We start from the raw sequence: 16,550 nt of genomic DNA on the forward strand, positions 1-16,550 counted from the left end.
CCGTGAAGCTCCTCGTCACCGGCGGTGCCGGCTACATCGGCAGCGTCGTCACCGCGCTCCTGCTGGAGGCCGGGCACGGGGTCACCGTGCTCGACTCCCTCTCCACCGGGCACCGCGACGCCGTACCCCCGGGCGCCGCCCTGGTCGAGGGGGACGTCCACGGGGCCGCCGACGTGCTCGACCCGTCCTTCGACGCGGTCCTGCACTTCGCCGCGAAGTCCCTGGTCGGCGAGTCCGTCCAGGACCCGGGCCCGTACTGGGCCAACAACGTCGGCGGCACGCTGGCGCTGCTGGAGGCGATGCGCAGCCACGGGGTGAACCGCCTGGTGTTCTCCTCCACCGCCGCCACCTACGGCGACCCGCTCTCCGAGGCGCCGCTGCGCGAGTCCGACCCGGCCGTTCCCGCCAACCCCTACGGCGCGAGCAAACTCGCCGTGGACCACCTGCTGTCCGGCTGGGCGCAGGCGCACGGGCTGGGCGCGGTGAGCCTGCGCTACTTCAACGTCGCCGGGGCGCACCTGGGGTTCGGCGAGCGGCACGACCCGGAGACCCACCTCGTCCCCAACCTGCTCCGGGTGGCCGCCGGGCGGGCCCCGCACGCCTCGGTCCTCGGTACCGACTACCCCACCGGGGACGGCACCGCGGTCCGCGACTACCTGCACGTGGCCGACCTCGCCGAGGCCCACCTCCGGGCGCTGGAGCGCGCGGAACCGGGGAGCCACCGGGTGTACAACCTCGGCAGCGGCGGCGGGTACAGCGTCCGGGAGGTCCTGGCCGCCGTCCGGCGCGTCACCGGGCACCCCGTTCCGGCGGTCGACGGGCCGCGGCGCGCGGGCGACCCCGCGGTACTGGTGGCCGCCAACGCCCTCGCCCGCCGGGAGCTGGGCTGGAAGCCCGTGCGCACGCTGGACCAGACCGTGGCGGACGCGTGGGCCTTCGCCCGCGGTCGGGAGGCCGACGCGTGAGCGGCGTCGCGGCGGAGTTCCGGAGGCTGTTCGGCCGGGAGCCCGAAGGGGTGTGGACCGCACCGGGACGGATCAACCTCATCGGCGAGCACACGGACTACAACGACGGTTTCGCGCTTCCGATCGCCCTGCCCCACTCACTGGACGTCGCTGCCGCACGCCGCCCGGACGGGGTGGTCCGGCTGAGCTCGCGGCAGTTCCCGGACGTCTTCGAGGCGCCCCTGGCCGACCTGGTCCCGGCTTCGGTGCCCGGCTGGGCCGCCTACCAGGCCGGGACGCTGTGGGCCCTGCTCGACGAGGGGTACCCGGTCAGCGGGATGGACCTGCTGGTGGACAGTGCGATCCCGACGGGTACCGGGCTCTCGACGTCGGCGGCCGTGTGCTGCGCGACGGTGCTCGCCGCGACCGGCCTGCACGGCTGCGCACCGGCTCCGGCCGAGGTGGCGCGGCTGGCGCAGCGCTCGGAGAACGACTTCGTGGGGATGCCCTGCGGGATCATGGACCAGTCCGCGGTGATGCTGTCCGACCGGGGGCGGGCACTGTTCCTGGACTGCCGTTCGCTGGCGGCCGAGCAGGTGCCGTTCGACCCGGCCGCGCACGGGATGTCGCTTCTGGTGGTGGACACCCGGGCACCGCGGCGCCTGGTGGAGGGCGCCTACGCGCAGCGGCGGCGCTCCTGCGAGGAGGCCGCCCGGATCCTGGGGGTGCGGGCGCTACGGGACGTCTCCCCCGAGGAGTTGCCCGGCGCGCTGGCCGCGCTCCCGGACGACCTCGTCCGCCGCCGGGTGCGGCACGTGGTCACCGAGAACGCGCGGGTGCTGGAGACCGTCGACCTGTTCCGGGAGGGGCGGCCGCGTGCGGCGGGGCCGCTGTTCACCGCCTCGCACGCCTCCCTGCGCGACGACTTCGAGGTGAGCGTGCCCGAGGTGGACACGGCGGTGGAGGCCGCCCTGTCGGCGGGGGCCCTGGGCGCGCGGATCACCGGGGGCGGGTTCGGCGGCTGTGTGATCGCGCTGGTGGAATCCGGTCTCGTGGCCGAGTGCGGCAGGGCGGTGCGTGCCGCCTTCGCCGAACGCGGGTTCGGTGAGCCCGTGGTGTTCACCGCCCTGCCGTCCGCCGGGGCCCGCCGCCTGAGCTGAGCGGGGACCGCCGTCCGACCGCGGACGGCCTCAGCGCAGGTGCGCGCCCACCCGCTCGGCCTCGGCTCCGTGTCCGATACCCCGGTACAGCCGTACCGCCACGACCAGGTGTTCGCGCCAGTCCTGCGCCCCGGAGAGCTGGTCCACCCCGGCGAGCACCTCGCGGACCTTGGCCGTCTGGTAGGTGTGGCCCCCGGACTCGAAACCGGACAGCGCCCGTTCCAGCTCCCGTCGGGCCTGCGCGGTCCGGCGTTTGCCGTTGAGCGCGCGCCCGCGTTCCAGGCGCACTCTGGCGACGTTCATCCCGTCCGCGTCCCGGCCGTCCCGCGGCGCGGTGAAGACCTCCAGTGCCGCGTCCAACCGTTCCAGGGCGTGGTCGAACCGGCCCAGACTGACCAGCGAACGCCCGCTGAGCAGGTCCAGGACCGCGATTTCCCGTGGTCCGCCCATGGCCTCCCTGAGGGGGCGGGCGCTCTCGAACAGCGCCAGCGCGGCCTCGTCCCTGCGGTCGTGCTGGGCGACGGCCCCCATGCACTCCAGGGCGGCCGCGCGAGCCCGGTCGTCCCGGTCCGCCTCGGCCAGTGCGTGGGCGGCGGCGGACTCCTGCCCGGCACGTTCGAGTTCGCCGATGTCGAGCAGGGCGAGCGCCAGGAAGTTGCGCATGCGCGCCTCCCACGAGGTGTCGCCGAGGGCCAGCGCGGCGCGCACACCGGTCTCGACCATCTCCAGGCGTTCGGTGGGGAGTCCGCTGTCCCGCAGGTGGCTTTCGACCGCCTCCACGACCCACAGGACGGTGGTGTGGCGCTCCTCGGTTCCGGCCCAGCGCACGCAGGAGGCCAGGGCCTCGCCGTTGGTCCGCATCCACTCCCTGGCCTCGACCTCGGCCTCGTCGTAGGGCGGACGCGGGCCGGTGCTCCCATCCGGCCGGGCCAGGGGCCGGCTGCGGGTGATGAGGGCCGCGGCCCGGACAGCGGTCTCGGCCAAGTGGTGGATGGTCGGCTCGTCGTCCATCGGTTCGGGACTCACCGGTTCGGCCCCTTCGTCCGGAGTACTGGCGTCCGTGGAGCGGGGGGTCAGGCGGGATCCGCCGAGGTTTCCGTCAGTGCTCTGACCTGCGCCCGCAGGTGACCATGATGGGGGAACCCCGAAGAGATCACCAGGAGTTTTCCGAGGCTGGGCGCGACACCGTTCACGTAATCCTCGGGCAAAGCCCGGCCCACCTGTGCTTTTGCCGGAACGGCCCCGGGGCCGGCGTCCGCATCCGGCCACGTCAGCCGGGGCGGGCGACCCCTGTCCGAAGCCCGTCGGGGGGGCGTCCGTTGCCCGTCCCCTCTGCCCGCCCCTTGATGGGAGCGTTCCCATAGGCCAGGGTGCACATGGTGGATTTCTGACCTTGGAGGGACGCATGGGACTGCGATTCGGCCTGCTGGGCACCGGCCACTGGGCCCGCGAGACACAGGGTGCGGCACTGGCCGCCCACCCGGAGGCCGCCCTGACCGGGGTGTGGGGGCGCGATCCCGCCAAGGCGGCGGCGCTGGCCGCCCGACTCGGCACCCGGCCCTACGAGGACGTGGACGCCCTCATCGCCGATGTGGACGCCGTCGCGATCGCCCTGCCACCCGACGTCCAGGGCGAGCTGGCCCTGCGCGCCGCCCGAGCCGGCAGGCACCTGCTGCTGGACAAACCGGTCGCCCTGGCCACCGAAGCCGCCGACGCGATCGTCGCCGAGACCGAGGCGCGCGGGCTGGCCTCGGTGGTCTTCTTCACCAGCCGCTTCTCCGACACGGTGAACGACTTCCTCGCCGGGGCCGCCGCCGACGGCGGATGGCACGGGGTGCGGGCGACCCTGTTCGCGTCCATCTTCCAACCGGGCAACCCGTACGGGGCCTCACCCTGGCGCCGTGCGAAGGGCGGGCTGTGGGACGTGGGCCCGCACGTGCTCTCGGTGGTACTGCCCGTACTGGGCCCGGTCGAGGAGGTCACGGCGGTCAGGGGGCCACGGGACAGCACCCACGTACTGACCCGGCACCGGGACGGGGCGGTGGGTTCGCTCTCGGTGACGCTGGACGCCGCGCCGGAGGCGAACACCTTCGCGGTCGACCTGTACGGGGAACACGGGTGGCGGCCGGTCCCGGCCGGGGACCGAAGCGCGGTCGAGGCCTTCGGTACGGCTGTCGACCGCCTGTCGGACCAGGTTCGCGGTGGCCCCGGCGACCCCTGCGACGTGCGGTTCGGCCGCGAGGTCGTCGCGGTGCTGGCCGCGGCGGAGGCCTCCGCCGGAACCGGCCGGACGGTGCGCGTACCCGAGGCCGCCGGATCCGGTCCGACGGCCTCGGGCTGACGCGGTGGGTCGTCGGTGCGACGGCCTGTCAGGCGGTTCCGTGTACTTCGGCCGCGGTCAGGCCGTGTTCGCGTTCTTGGAGTACATGCCGTCCGCGAGGTAGACGATCCCCGCCGCCACGAGGACCTGAACGATCAGCACGAACAGGAAGGCGTCCCAGATCATGCCGCCGATCCACCCACCGATGAAGGCGGCCACGATGCCCAGGAGCAGGGTCAGCCAGATGGGCAGGTGCTGCTTGCCGGGAACGACGAGCCGCCCCAGCGCACCGATGATCAAACCGATGATGAGCGCGCTGATGATGCCGGAGATCTCCACGGGTCCTCCCCCAAGGTAGACGCCCTCACCCCGTTCCCACTGGGGGCGCTCGGAACACCGCCTGGCACCACCCGACCCGAAGGTTTTGCCCGTGCTTGGCGACTTCACGTACTCCGCGTGCGTCCGCGCGGCGGAAGGCGCCGTGCCGAACCCCGCCCGGCACGGCGTTCTGCCGCCCGCAGAAGGCCACCGGATCCCCTACCGCTACGGCTGCCCCCGGCATAGGCTCGAAGGCCTGGACCCAGAACGACCGGGAGGCACCGATGTCCGAAAGCGTCCTACGCTCCCTGGACGGGGCCCGCGGGGGCGACCGCGCCGGGGAGGGCGCGGCCGAACCCCTGATGCGCGACCTCATCGGTGACCTGCTGCGCCGCACACGCACGGAACAGGCCCGGACCCTGCGCGAGGTGGCCGAGGCAGCCCAGGTGTCCCTCCCCTACCTGTCGGAGATCGAACGCGGCCGCAAGGAGGCCTCCTCCGAGGTCCTCGCCGCGGTCTACCGGTCCCTGGGGCTGGGCATCGCCGACGTCCTCGGCGAGCTCCACCGGCGCACCTCCCCCGCCCGCTTCGAGCGGGTCGGGCAGCGCCGGGCGCACCTGTCGCGCGCCGGTACCACCGCGCCCTCCCGTTCCGGGCAGGCCCTGGTCATGTCCCTGGCGGCCTGACCCGTCCGGGCCCCGGAACCCGGGGCCCGGACAGTCCTCAACCGACGGCCGGACCGGGCTCGCGGGTGGTGATGATCCCGTCCACCAGGCCGTACTCCCTGGCCTGGTGGGCGGTGAAGATCTTGTCCCGGTCGGTGTCGGCCCGCAGCCGTTCCTGGCTCTGACCCGTGTGCCGGGACAGGATCTCCTCCACCTGGGAGCGGACCCGCAGGATCTCGGCGGCCTGGATCTCCAGGTCGGCGGCCTCTCCCCGGCCCTCGGCGGAGGGCTGGTGGAGGAGCACCCGGGCGTGTTCCAGGGCCGCCCGCTTGCCCGGGGTCCCGGCGGCGAGCAGCACTGCCGCGGCGGAGGCGGCCTGTCCCATGCAGACCGTGGCCACGTCCGCGCGGACGAAGCGCATCGTGTCGTAGACGGCGGTCAGCGCGGTGTTCGAGCCGCCCGGCGAGTTGATGTAGAGCTGGATGTCCATGTCCGGGCTCTCGTAGTCCAGGTGGAGCATCTGCGCCATGACGACGTTGGCGACGTCGTCGTCGATCGGGGTGCCCAGGAAGACGATCCGCTCGGACAGCAGACGGCTGAACACGTCGAACGAACGCTCTCCGTGCGGGGTCCGCTCGACCACCATCGGTACCGTGTAACGCCCGCTCACCTGTCGCCTCCCGTCCGCGTCGCGAACCCGGGCGAGGTGCCGCCCAGGCGCATCCCGACCGCCATCTGGCCGACCGAGTCGACCACGTGGTCGACGAACCCGTAGTCACGGGCCTCCTCGGCGGTGAACCATGCGTCCCTGTGCTGGTCCCCGGCGATGGTCTCCTCGCTCTGGCCGGTGTGCCTGGCGATGAGTCCGACCATGGTCCGCTTGGTGTGGGCCAGGTTCTCGGCCTGGATGGCGATGTCGGCGGCGGTCCCGCCCAGTCCGCCGGAGGGCTGGTGCATCATGATGCGGGCGTGCGGCAGGCTGTAGCGCTTACCCGGGGTGCCCGTGCAGGCCAGGAACTGGCCCATGCTCGCGGCGAACCCCATGACCAGGGTGGAGACGTCGTTGGGTACGAAGTTCATCGTGTCGTAGATGGCCAGCCCCGCGGAGACGACCCCGCCGGGGCTGTTGATCGCCAGGGTGATGTCCTTGTGGGGGTCCTCGTCGGCGAGCAGGAGGATCTGGGCGCAGACGCGGTTGGCGCTGTCCTCGTCGACCTGTGTGCCCAGCATCACGACGCGGCTGCGCAGCAGGCGCGCGGCGAGCTGGTCGTCGAAGGTCCCGCTCGGCGCGTACTCCGCGGCGAGCCGGTGGTGGATCGGCATGAGCTCTCCCTGTCCCGGCGCCTCGCGGAGCGGACCACTCGTCCGTTCCCGCCGGTGCACCCAGCCTGTGCCGCGCAGGTCTGCGACCTCCACCTTTTCGGCCCGGGGCAGATCTGCCCACGGCAGACCCGCCCGGGGCCGCTCAGGCCCGGGGGCGGATCAGGTGTCCTCTATGGCCTGTCGCAGATCGCGCAGGACGTCGAGGACGACGGGGCGCAGCGAGGGCCTTATCGCGTCGAAGACCTGGCGCTGTTTGCACTCCATGTAGCTGCGGCGTTCGGCGAGGGCCCGCTCGCCCTCCGCCGTGATGGTGACCACGGTGCTGCGTTCGTCACGTTCGGAGCGGCGCCGGACCACCATCCCCTTGCGTTCGAGCTGCTGGATCATGCGGGTGGCCGAGGGTGAGGACACGCCGACGATGTGGGCGACCGCACCGACACTCGGGCCGTCCATTCCGCGCACCGCCTCCATCAGCAGCGACTGTGTCAGTGTGAGGTCCCCCGTGCCGCGGTGGCCGTGTCCGCCCCGGGAGCGGGCGTGGAGCGCCGCGTTGATCAGCTCGGTCCACACACGTTGGAACTCTTCGAGCTCCGCCGCCTCGGACTCGGCGGGTTCCTGCTGGTCGGAACAGGGCTCGGGGGTCTCGTCGGGCACGAAACAGTCCTCGCAGGCTGGGCGTGTGACGCGGGTACTCGACCCGCGCGGTGGTTTGACGTTTGTGTAGTCTAGCTATTAGATAGCTTAAGTACGCAAATTCAAGTAGATCCATGCCCCCTCGAAACGCTGGCGACACCCCGCCCACTGATCCGGTTGCGGGCGAAGCGATCCGCCGCGGGGGCGGTGGACGTCCGCCCGAACACCCGGGTGGGCCCGGACCGGTCCGGGAGGGGCGCATTGACAACAGTGCTGGTCGCGCATTTCATCACCGCTGCGGTCGCACCGTTACTGGTGCGTCTGTGGGGCCGTAACGGCTTCTACGCGCTCGCGGTCGTCCCCGGCCTGGCCACCGTGTGGGCCCTCCTCCAGCTCCCGGACGTGCTCCGCGGCGGCACCCGGTCCGAAAGCACCGAGTGGGCGCCCGAGTTCTCGCTCCGACTCGGCCTCCACATGGACGCCCTCGGCCTGGTGATGACACTGATCGCCGCCGGCGTGGGCACCCTGATCCTGGTCTACTGCGCGCGTTACTTCGAGGACTCCGAACCCGGCCTCGGGCGTTTCGCCGGCGTGTTCGTCGCCTTCGCCGGCGCCATGCTCGGCCTGGTCCTGGCCGACGACCTCATCCAGCTCTTCGTCTACTGGGAGCTGACCACGGTCTTCTCCTACCTCCTCATCGGACACAAGGCCGAGGCGAAGGAGAGCCGCCGCGCGGCGATGACGGCCCTGACCGTCACCACCTTCGGCGGCCTGGCGATGCTGGTCGGCATGATCACGCTCGGCGAGGCCGCCGGAACCTACGTGATCTCCGACATCGTCGCCGACCCGCCCGCGGCCGGCGCCGCGGTCAACACGGCCCTCGTGCTGATCATGGTCGGGGCGATGTCCAAGTCGGCGCTGTTCCCGTTCAGCCTCTGGCTGCCCGCCGCCATGCAGGCGCCCACACCGGTCTCCGGGTACCTGCACGCCGCGGCGATGGTCAAGGCCGGCGTCTACCTGGTCGCCCGCCTCACCCCGGCCTTCGGCGACACCGTCGTCTGGCAGGGCATGGCCCTGCTCTTCGGTGTGGGCACCATGCTCCTCGGCGGTTGGAAGGCGCTGCGCCAGTTCGACCTCAAGCTCGTCCTGGCCTACGGCACCATCAGCCAGCTCGGTTTCCTCATCGCCCTGCTGGGCACCGGCACCCGGGCCGCCGCCCTCGCCGGTATCGCGATGCTCATCGCGCACTCGCTGTTCAAGGCCCCCCTGTTCCTCGTGGTCGGCATCATCGACCACAGCACCGGCACCAGGGACCTGCGCGAGCTCTCCGGCCTGCGCAGATCCATGCCAGCCACCTTCTGGACCACGGTCCTGGCGCTGGCCTCCATGGCCGGTCTGCCGCCCACAGCGGGTTTCGCGGCCAAGGAGCTCGCCTTCGGCGCCTACACCCACGGCGGCACACTCGACACCCTGGTCCTGGCAGGTCTGGTCGCGGGCTCAGCCCTCACGGTCGCCTACAGCCTCCGCTTCCTCTGGGGCGCCTTCCTCGACAAGGAGGGCGTGCGGCCGACCCCGGTCCACGCCCCCGGGGCCCTGTTCCTGACACCCGCGGCCGTCCTGGCCGGACTGGGCCTGTTCGGCGGCCCCGCCTCCGGCTGGGCCGACCCGTTCCTCGCGGTCTACGCCGACACGGTCCCGCCGGGGCCGCACGAGGAGTACACGACCCATCTCGCGCTGTGGCACGGCTGGGAACCACCGCTCCTGCTGTCCGCAGCCTGCGTGGTCGGCGGCCTGGTGCTCTTCCGCTTCCGGCACCGGGTGGTGTGGCTCGGCAACCGCCTGTCCTTCGTCAACCCGGAGCGCAACTACCGGCGGATGCTCGCCGGGCTGGAGAACCTGGCCCTCCAGGTCACCGGCAGCACCCAGCGCGGTTCGCTGCCGGTCTACCTCGGCACCATCCTGATCGCCCTGGTGGTGGCGGCCGGAGTCCCGATGGTCACCGGCCGGCTCTGGGAGGGCCCCAGCCCCGACCTCCGCCTCTGGGACACCCCGGTCCAGGTCATCCCGGCCCTGATCATCGTGATCACCTGCCTGCTGATCCTGTTCGTGCGACGGCGCCTGTTCGCGGTGATCCTCGTCGGCATCGGCGGGTACGGCGTGGCGGCCCTGTACTACCTCCAGGGCGCACCGGACATCGCCCTCACCCAGTTCCTCGTGGAGACCGTCAGCCTGGTGGTCTTCGTCCTGGTGCTGCGCCGCTTCCCGACCCACTTCTCGGTCCCCGCCCTGCGCGGCCGCCGCATCTGGAACATGGCCATCGGCCTGGCCACCGGCCTGGTGATGGCGTCGATGACCTGGTTCGCCCTGGCGGGACGGCAGGAGCCCTCGATCTCCGAGGGCTACGAGGCCGCGGCCGACGAGGCTGGCGGCTACAACATCGTCTCCGTGCTGCTGGTCGACGTCCGCGCCTGGGACACCATGGGTGAGATCTCGGTGCTCGCCGCCGCGGCCGCCGGTGTCGCCAGCCTGATGTTCGTCCGCCGCCGGGCCCAGCCCCGCAAGGCGCCCGGCGGGGTGATGGCCCTGTCCGTCACACCGGCTCCGGAGCCCGCCGCCGGACACACCCGCCCGGACCTGGGAGACCTCCGGATCGCACCGCGGAACCTGCACGTCAAACCCCGGTGGGAGCGCACCTGGCTGCCCGGGGCCGGAAACCTGCCCACCGAACGCCGGTCGATCATCTTCGAGGTGGTGTCCCGCTTCCTCTTCCCGGTGGTCATGGTCCTCTCGGTGTACCTGCTCCTCACCGGTCACACCGACATCGGCGGCGGGTTCGCCGGCGGTATCGTGGCGGGCCTGGCGTTCATCGTCCGCTACCTGGCGGGCGGCAGGTTCGAGCTGTACGCCACCGCGTGGGTACAGCCGGGCGCGCTGATCGGCGCCGGCCTGGCCCTGGCCACCGGCACCGCCCTGGGCGGGGCGGTCTTCGGCGGGGACGTCCTCGCCGGCGGCGACGCCCACATCAGCTTCGGCTTCCTCGGCGAGGCCCACCTAACGGTCTCCCTGATCTTCGACATCGGCGTGTACCTGCTGGTGATCGGACTGATCCTGGACATCCTGCGGAGCCTGGGCGCGCGCATCGACGAACAGATCGAACGGGACGCCGTACACGTGGGGGAGACCGCCGGGGCCGAGGGCCGGGCACGCGCCGAGGAGGTCACCTCGTGAACGAGTCACCAAGCCTGACCCTCGTCCTCGTCATCGGCGTCCTGGTGGCGGTCGGTGTCGTGCTCCTGCTGGAGCGCAGCCTGACCCGGGTGCTGCTGGGCTTCATCGTGATGAGCAACGGCGTCAACCTGATGATCATGGCCATGGCCGGTCAGGGGGGCGGGCCGCCGCTCCTGTGGTTCAACGACGCGGACGAGATGACCGACCCCCTGCCGCAGGCGATGATCCTGACGGCCATCGTCATCACCCTCGGCATCACGGCGTTCCTGTTGGCCCTCGCCTACCGGAGCTGGCAGCTCGAAGGCAACGACGAGGTCCAGGACGACGCGGAGGACCTGCGCATCCTGCAGGGCGAGGGGCGCCGCGCCGTGCGGCAGCGCTTCCTCAAGGAACGCCGCAGGCTGCGGGCGGACATCCGCCGCCAGCGCGCCGAACTCCAGGCCACCATCGCGGCGGCCGACGCCCAGGAACTGGCCGAACAGGCCCGTATCAAGGCGGAGATCGCGGCAGCCCAGGCCGAGCTGGCCAGATTCGAGGTCGAGGCCGAGGACGGCCGCTCCGACGAGCACTCCGAGGAGACCGTCCGCCGCCTGACCGACCGCCAGCAGAACATGGTCAACCAGGTGACGGAGCTGCGCGGCCGCATCCGGCTGGGCCGCAAACGACTGCGTGAGCACCGGCGCGCCGACCGCGCCGCCGAGCGCGAGCTGTGGCGTGAACTGCGCCGCCGCATCCGCTCGCAGCGGCGCCAGGCGCGCCAGACCATGAGGGCGGAGCGGGAACGCCTGGCACGCGCCGAGGACAGCGAACTGCAAGGGAACGACTGACCATGGGATGGGACTACTTCGCCGGTATCCTCCACTACCTCATCCCCCTGCCGGTGGTGCTGCCGCTCTTCGCGGCCGGGGTCAAACTGGCCATGGGCATCCGCTGGCCGCGGGTCCAGCAGTGGCTGAGCGTCATCTCGCTGGCGCTGGTGCTGGTGATCGGGGCCGCGCTGATGGTGGGCGCCGACGTGTTCGGCCCCCAGGTGGTCCACGTGGGCGGCTGGGAGGCCCCGGTCGGCATCAACCTGGTGGCCGACCGGCTGTCCGCGCTGATGGTGACGGTGTCGGCGGCGATCACGCTGGCCGTGCTGGTGTACTCCATCGGCCAGGGGATGGCGGGCAAGGCCGAGGTGGCGCCGCTGTCGGTGTACCAGCCGACCTACCTGATCCTGGTCGCCGGCGTCTCCAACGCCTTCCTCGCCGGTGACCTCTTCAACCTGTACGTCGGGTTCGAGATCCTGCTGACCGCCAGCTACGTGCTGCTGACCCTGGGCGGCACGCAGTCGCGGATGCGGGCGGGCGCCATCTACGTGGTGGTCTCGCTGGTCTCCTCGGTGCTGTTCCTCATCGCCATCGCGCTGGTGTTCGGCGCGACCGGCACGGTGAACATGGCCCAGCTGGGCGAGCGCATCCCCGAACTCTCCTCCGACCTGGCCCTGGTCCTGCAGGTGATCCTGCTGATCGCGTTCGGTATCAAGGCCGCGGTGTTCCCGCTGGCCGCCTGGCTGCCGGACTCCTATCCGACCGCGCCCGCCCCGGTCACCGCGGTGTTCGCGGGTCTGCTGACCAAGGTCGGCGTGTACGCGATCATCCGCACGCAGACCCTCCTCTTTCCGGGGACCCAGCTCAACGACGCACTGATGTGGGTGGCCCTGGCGACCATGCTCATGGGCATCCTGGGCGCCGTGGCGCAGACCGACATCAAACGTCTGCTGTCGTTCACCCTGGTCAGCCACATCGGCTACATGGTCTTCGGGGTGGCGCTGGGCACCGAGCAGGGCATGGCGGGGGCGGTGTTCTACATCGCGCACCACATCACCGTGCAGACCACACTGTTCCTGGTCACGGGTCTGATCGAACGCAGGGGCGGGTCCACCTCCCTGGACCGCCTGGGCGGTCTGGCCAAGATCGCCCCGGTGCTCGCGGTCCTGTTCTTCATCCCCGCGATGAACCTGGGAGGCATCCCGCCGCTGTCCGGTTTCCTGGGCAAGGTCGGGCTGCTGCAGGCCGGGGTGGACGCGGGCACGCCGCTCTCCTACACACTGGTCGGCACCTCGGTGATGACCAGTCTGCTGACCCTGTACGTCATCGCACGGGTGTGGAACTACGCGTTCTGGCGCACTCCGGCCGAGGGCATGGTGGCCGAACCCGGCACCGTCCTGGAGGACTCCGAAGCCGACGACACCTCGACCGCGGCGCTCGGCCCCTCGGAGGAGGCGGTCGGCCCGTCATCGCGGCTGAGCGACACCACCACCGCGGCCACCCCGGTGGTGACCTCGGTGGTCCTGCCGAAGAGCATGGTGGGCGCCACGGTCGCACTGGTCGCGTTCGGCCTGGCCATGACCGTGTTCGCCGGACCGCTCATCGGCTACGCCTCCGACGCGGCGGTCGACCTCCAGGCCCAACGGCCCTACATCGAAGCGGTCCTGGGAGGTTCCCGATGAACGACCTGAAGACCAGGAGGGGCAGGGGCCTGAACGCGCTCCGGCGCCGGCTCGGCAAGGTGCAGATCCCGGTCGCGCTCGGGATGACCCTGGTGTGGATGCTGCTGTTCAAGGGGTTCGAACCCCGCCCGGAGTCCCTGGGGATCGCACTCCTGGGGTTCCTGGTGTCAGCGGCGATCATGATGGTCTTCCCGCTGCCGCCCATCGTGCCCGGTTTCCGCTTCTGGCCGGTGCAGTGCGTCCGCCTGTTCTGCCACGTCCTGGGGAAGATGGTCGTCGCCAGCTTCCAGGTGACGGCTCAGGTGTTCCGCCCCGGCCCCCCGGTGCGGAGTTCGGTGGTGGCCGTGCAGATGCGCACCGACTCCGACCTGATGCTCGTGTGCACCGCGATCGCCGCCTCGGTGATCCCCGGCAGCGTGATCGTCGAGGTCGCCCAGCCCGAGCACATCCTGTACGTGCACATGCTGGGCGCGGAGAGCGATGCCGAGGCTCAGGAGTCCAAACAGATCATCCTCACCCTGGAGGAGCGGATCGTCCGGGCGCTCGGCACCCGGAAGGACATCACCGATCTGGAGGCCGCGACGGCGGCCGGGAAGGAGAACGCGTGAACGCGCTGTGGGTCGTCATCGCCGTCCTGCTCGGTGTTGCCTCGCTGCTCGGTACCGCCCGGCTCCTGCTGGGGCCGAGCATCCTGGACCGGGCGCTGTCCGTGGACGTGCTGTTGGCCTCCGCGCTGACGGGGCTCGGCGCCTACGCGGCCTTCAACCGTGATCCCACGATCCTGCCCACCCTGCTGGTGCTGTCACTGCTGGGTTTCGTCGGATCGATCAGTATCTCCAAGTTCGTCGCCAGGCGTCCCGAGGAGCACGCCCGTCCGGAGGACACCGTGTACCCGGCGACCACCGAACAGGGGGAAAGCCGTGAGTGAACAGTTCGTCAGCGTCCTGGACTGGGTCGCGATCCTGTGCATCCTGGCCGGGGCCCTGCTGTCCTTCGTCGCCGCGGTGGGCCTGATCCGCTTTCCCGACCTGCTCTCCCGGATGCACACCGCGGCCAAGCCGCAGGTGCTGGGCATGCTGCTGGTACTGCTCGGTATCGGGCTGCGCATCATGCCGGTGGAGGAGACCGGGGTGTTCGACTTCGGCACCCTGGTCCTGGTCGGCCTCTTCCAGATCGTCACCGTCCCGGTCGCGGGCCATATCGCGGCCCGGGTGGGATACCGGACCGGCCGGATCCGCCACGACCTGGTGGTCACCGACGAACTGGAGGAGCGGCTGGAGGCCAAGCGCCGAGCGGTACGGGACCGGCCGCCCGGCGAAGGCACCTCCTAGCGGGGTGCGGACCTCTCTGAGGGGTCCGCACCGGTCCTCAACCGGTGGCTCGGGCAGGTCGGTGCCCCGCGGTGAGTGGCTGGACGCAAAGAGCGTGGAACACACCACAAAGTCCACTAAGGCCCTTTTCTCCAGTGTCACCTGATTCTGCAACACTGTGCGCATGACCCATCTCCCTGAGCATCCGAAACCGTACCCGGTTCCCCCCACGGCCGCTCCGACGGCCCGGGCGCCCCAAGCTCCCACAGCACAGAAGACACCGGGCAAGCGCGGCTACCGGTGGTCAGGCGGGCTCGCTCTCACAGCGGTGCTGCTGTTCGGGCTGTCTCTCCTGTTGAACGGCAACCCGATCAAGGGTTCTCCGAACGCCATCGAGCAGTTCACCCCAGACGAGACGGTCGAATTCGACGTCGGTGAAGGCGAGGCCGACGCCTGGGCGCTCTTCAGCTCCGGTCCCGAAAGGGGAAGCTGTGTCTACTACCCGCCGGAGGGCTCCTTCCGTTCCCCTGAGACGCGCTACCAGCACGCGGAAGGCTACGGGGAATGGGACGCTCTGGGGCCCCTGGACACCTCGGAACCAGGCCTCTACAGGATTGCCTGTACGGACTCGGCGAGCAAGTACGCTCTCGCCTCCGCGAGCCCCCTCCAGGCTGTGGACAGCCAGATCTTCGTCACCGCCGCCATCACCGTCTTCGTGGCTCCGCCCCTGCTACTCGCGGCGATCGTGGTCGGGGTGTTCACGGCGCTCCGCCGGAGTTCAGCGCGCAAGCTGGCCCTTGCCATCCGGGAGCCCGCACCAGACGCCCCACATCACCAACGAACCCCCCAGCAGAGCTGACACCGAAAGCAGCAGACCCCCTATGCCGATCCCCGAGGAAGGCCCGCCGCCCGGCGGGCACCAGCCGCCCTCCGCTTCTCCTCCACCTCCGCAGGACCTACGGCTGCCGAAGGCGCCGCAGGGCGCCCCGCCGCCCACGCAGTACCTGCGACCGCAGCACCCACCCGCCGGGCCCCCGCAGCACGCCGGTCCCCCCGATCCGCCCGTCGCACCCGCACGACCGGGCACCGGGGAACCGCTCCCCGACGTGAAGCCCGCTCGGTTCTGGTACTGGGTGGGCGGAGCGATCTTCCCGGTGAACCTGCTGATCAGCGTCCTGCTGCTCAGTGACAACCCCGAAGCCTCCCCGGCCCTGATCGTCGGCGGCATCCTGTCCCCGATGCTCACCTTCCTGGTGTCGCTGGTCGTGTGCGTGACCGTACTGGTCATGCGCACCAGCAGGCTGTCCAGCCGGCGCGCACAGCGCCGGTACTCGGCCGTGGCCGCCCACGCCCCTCCCCCGGGGTACGCCCCTCCCCCCGGTTACGCCACGTCCCCCGGATACGTCGTGGTCCCTCCCCCGGTGCACGTCCCCGCGCAGGACGTCCGGCCCAGACTCCGCTGGATGCTGCTCGGGCCCGTCGGTCTGGTGCTCTGCGTCGCGCTGGGCGCGTCCGCCTTCTGGCTGTTCGGCAGCAACGCCCCCCAGGACCCGCCCGAGTTCGCCTCCGAGGTCGTGCCGGGCGGCGGCAGCACCGTGTTCCAGGTGGAGGAGGGGCAGACGGGCTCACTGGGCCTGTACGTGGCGCCCCGCGACGGGGACCCCGACTCCTGCCGCCTGTCCGGCTGGGGCGGCCCCCGGCTCGTGGAGAGGGTCGTCAGCTACAGCCACGGCGAGTGGCGGCTGGCCCACTCGGTCTCGGTCAGCTCCCCGGGCCAGTACACGCTGGAATGCTCCGGCTCCTCCGACACCGAGTACGTGATCGCCGACACCGACATCGCGGTCGAGTACGACCAGGCCATGCTCACCGGGTTCGGGACACTGATGCTGTCGGTCGCCCTGGGCGCGCTCCTGTCCGTGGCCCTGCCGGTCGCGGTCGCGATCAGGCGCGGCAACCACCGCCAGCGGCTGGTCCGCGAGTACCAGGCCCGCGCGTACCACGCCTGGGCCAACGGGCAGGGCCGGCGGCACGGCTGACGTCCCCGGCAGGAAACCGTCAGGGAGGAGCACGGAACCGGAGCGCGTCCTCCGTGCGTCACACCGGACACCGGCGGGCGCCCGCCGGTGGACCCCGCCCGTACCCGGCACGAAGGTGCAGC

17 protein-coding genes are annotated in these 16,550 nt (G+C 71.4%); 12 read left to right on the forward strand and 5 right to left on the reverse strand.

The features are described from left to right. Positions 1-2 precede the first annotated feature (2 nt). Together galE and galK are read left to right on the forward strand one after the other, a co-directional pair. The gene (gene galE, locus IE195_RS01645; RefSeq protein WP_191267201.1) at positions 3-965 is read left to right on the forward strand and encodes a UDP-glucose 4-epimerase GalE; all 963 of its coding nucleotides are present in this window, start codon (positions 3-5) and stop codon (positions 963-965) included. After that, complete coding sequence (gene galK / locus IE195_RS01650; RefSeq protein ID WP_191267205.1) at positions 962-2,104, forward strand: galactokinase; 1,143 nt, start codon at positions 962-964, stop codon at positions 2,102-2,104. Before galE ends, galK begins: the two co-directional genes overlap by 4 nt. Positions 2,105-2,134: 30 nt before the next feature. Here the strand turns inward: galK and IE195_RS01655 are convergent, their stop codons facing one another. Then, a complete protein-coding gene (locus IE195_RS01655) occupies positions 2,135-3,130 on the reverse strand; it encodes a tetratricopeptide repeat protein (protein WP_191267209.1) in 996 nt (331 codons plus the stop codon). Positions 3,131-3,509: 379 nt separating this feature from the next. Here IE195_RS01655 and IE195_RS01660 point away from each other — a divergent pair, with 379 nt between their 5' ends. After that, a complete protein-coding gene (locus IE195_RS01660; protein WP_191267212.1) occupies positions 3,510-4,445 on the forward strand; it encodes a Gfo/Idh/MocA family protein in 936 nt (311 codons plus the stop codon). Between the two features lie 57 nt (positions 4,446-4,502). Here IE195_RS01660 and IE195_RS01665 read toward each other — a convergent pair whose 3' ends face one another. Continuing rightward, positions 4,503-4,763 carry a GlsB/YeaQ/YmgE family stress response membrane protein gene (locus IE195_RS01665; protein ID WP_191267216.1) on the reverse strand — a complete coding sequence of 87 codons (261 nt, stop codon included), beginning with the start codon at positions 4,761-4,763 and terminating at the stop codon, positions 4,503-4,505. 263 nt (positions 4,764-5,026) lie between these two features. On the opposite strand from IE195_RS01665, the gene IE195_RS01670 reads away from it, so the two are divergent. Further along, complete coding sequence (locus tag IE195_RS01670) at positions 5,027-5,428, forward strand: helix-turn-helix domain-containing protein (protein ID WP_191267220.1); 402 nt, start codon at positions 5,027-5,029, stop codon at positions 5,426-5,428. A 37-nt stretch (positions 5,429-5,465) separates the two neighbouring features. Here IE195_RS01670 and IE195_RS01675 read toward each other — a convergent pair whose 3' ends face one another. The 3 genes from IE195_RS01675 to IE195_RS01685 form a co-directional block, all read right to left on the reverse strand. After that, the gene (locus IE195_RS01675) at positions 5,466-6,077 is read right to left on the reverse strand and encodes an ATP-dependent Clp protease proteolytic subunit (RefSeq protein ID WP_191267224.1); all 612 of its coding nucleotides are present in this window, start codon (positions 6,075-6,077) and stop codon (positions 5,466-5,468) included. Then, the gene (locus IE195_RS01680; RefSeq protein ID WP_191267226.1) at positions 6,074-6,730 is read right to left on the reverse strand and encodes a ClpP family protease; all 657 of its coding nucleotides are present in this window, start codon (positions 6,728-6,730) and stop codon (positions 6,074-6,076) included. Before IE195_RS01680 ends, IE195_RS01675 begins: the two co-directional genes overlap by 4 nt. 159 nt (positions 6,731-6,889) lie before the next feature. Next, positions 6,890-7,384 (reverse strand): MarR family winged helix-turn-helix transcriptional regulator, encoded by a 495-nt coding sequence (locus tag IE195_RS01685; protein ID WP_191267228.1) that lies wholly within the window; start codon positions 7,382-7,384, stop codon positions 6,890-6,892. A gap of 249 nt (positions 7,385-7,633) precedes the next feature. Here IE195_RS01685 and IE195_RS01690 point away from each other — a divergent pair, with 249 nt between their 5' ends. The 8 genes from IE195_RS01690 to IE195_RS01725 all read left to right on the forward strand — a co-directional run bounded on the left by IE195_RS01690 (position 7,634) and on the right by IE195_RS01725 (position 16,428). Then, entirely contained in the window at positions 7,634-10,591 is a 2,958-nt protein-coding gene (locus tag IE195_RS01690; protein ID WP_191268039.1) for a Na+/H+ antiporter subunit A, read from the forward strand. Then, a complete protein-coding gene (locus IE195_RS01695; RefSeq protein WP_191267230.1) occupies positions 10,588-11,418 on the forward strand; it encodes a Na(+)/H(+) antiporter subunit C in 831 nt (276 codons plus the stop codon). Before IE195_RS01690 ends, IE195_RS01695 begins: the two co-directional genes overlap by 4 nt. 2 nt (positions 11,419-11,420) lie before the next feature. Next, complete coding sequence (locus IE195_RS01700; RefSeq protein ID WP_191267232.1) at positions 11,421-13,082, forward strand: Na+/H+ antiporter subunit D; 1,662 nt, start codon at positions 11,421-11,423, stop codon at positions 13,080-13,082. Next, positions 13,079-13,690 (forward strand): Na+/H+ antiporter subunit E, encoded by a 612-nt coding sequence (locus IE195_RS01705; protein WP_191267234.1) that lies wholly within the window; start codon positions 13,079-13,081, stop codon positions 13,688-13,690. Before IE195_RS01700 ends, IE195_RS01705 begins: the two co-directional genes overlap by 4 nt. Continuing rightward, entirely contained in the window at positions 13,687-14,010 is a 324-nt protein-coding gene (locus tag IE195_RS01710) for a monovalent cation/H+ antiporter complex subunit F (protein ID WP_191267237.1), read from the forward strand. The genes IE195_RS01705 and IE195_RS01710 overlap by 4 nt, the downstream gene beginning before the upstream one ends. After that, on the forward strand, positions 14,003-14,413 hold the full coding sequence (gene mnhG, locus IE195_RS01715) for a monovalent cation/H(+) antiporter subunit G (protein WP_191267240.1): 411 nt from the start codon (positions 14,003-14,005) through the stop codon (positions 14,411-14,413). Before IE195_RS01710 ends, mnhG begins: the two co-directional genes overlap by 8 nt. 163 nt (positions 14,414-14,576) lie before the next feature. Continuing rightward, positions 14,577-15,251: a hypothetical protein gene (locus tag IE195_RS01720; protein ID WP_191267243.1), complete on the forward strand. Its 675-nt coding sequence runs from the start codon at positions 14,577-14,579 to the stop codon at positions 15,249-15,251. Positions 15,252-15,498: 247 nt separating this feature from the next. Next, on the forward strand, positions 15,499-16,428 hold the full coding sequence (locus IE195_RS01725) for a hypothetical protein (RefSeq protein WP_191267245.1): 930 nt from the start codon (positions 15,499-15,501) through the stop codon (positions 16,426-16,428). Positions 16,429-16,550 lie beyond the last annotated feature (122 nt).

It is taken from the genome of Nocardiopsis terrae, assembly GCF_014651695.1.
GTDB classification, from domain to species: Bacteria; Actinomycetota; Actinomycetes; order Streptosporangiales; family Streptosporangiaceae; genus Nocardiopsis; species Nocardiopsis terrae.

What these genes read in the sequence shown, in the direction of transcription:
- IE195_RS01720 (WP_191267243.1), top strand. Translation starts at nt 14,577, where the DNA reads ATGACCCATCTCCCTGAGCATCCGAAACCGTACCCGGTTCCCCCCACG.
- IE195_RS01670 (WP_191267220.1), top strand. Translation starts at nt 5,027, where the DNA reads ATGTCCGAAAGCGTCCTACGCTCCCTGGACGGGGCCCGCGGGGGCGAC.
- IE195_RS01700 (WP_191267232.1), top strand. Translation starts at nt 11,421, where the DNA reads ATGGGATGGGACTACTTCGCCGGTATCCTCCACTACCTCATCCCCCTG.
- IE195_RS01680 (WP_191267226.1), bottom strand. Translation starts at nt 6,730, where the DNA reads ATGCCGATCCACCACCGGCTCGCCGCGGAGTACGCGCCGAGCGGGACC.
- IE195_RS01660 (WP_191267212.1), top strand. Translation starts at nt 3,510, where the DNA reads ATGGGACTGCGATTCGGCCTGCTGGGCACCGGCCACTGGGCCCGCGAG.
- IE195_RS01705 (WP_191267234.1), top strand. Translation starts at nt 13,079, where the DNA reads ATGAACGACCTGAAGACCAGGAGGGGCAGGGGCCTGAACGCGCTCCGG.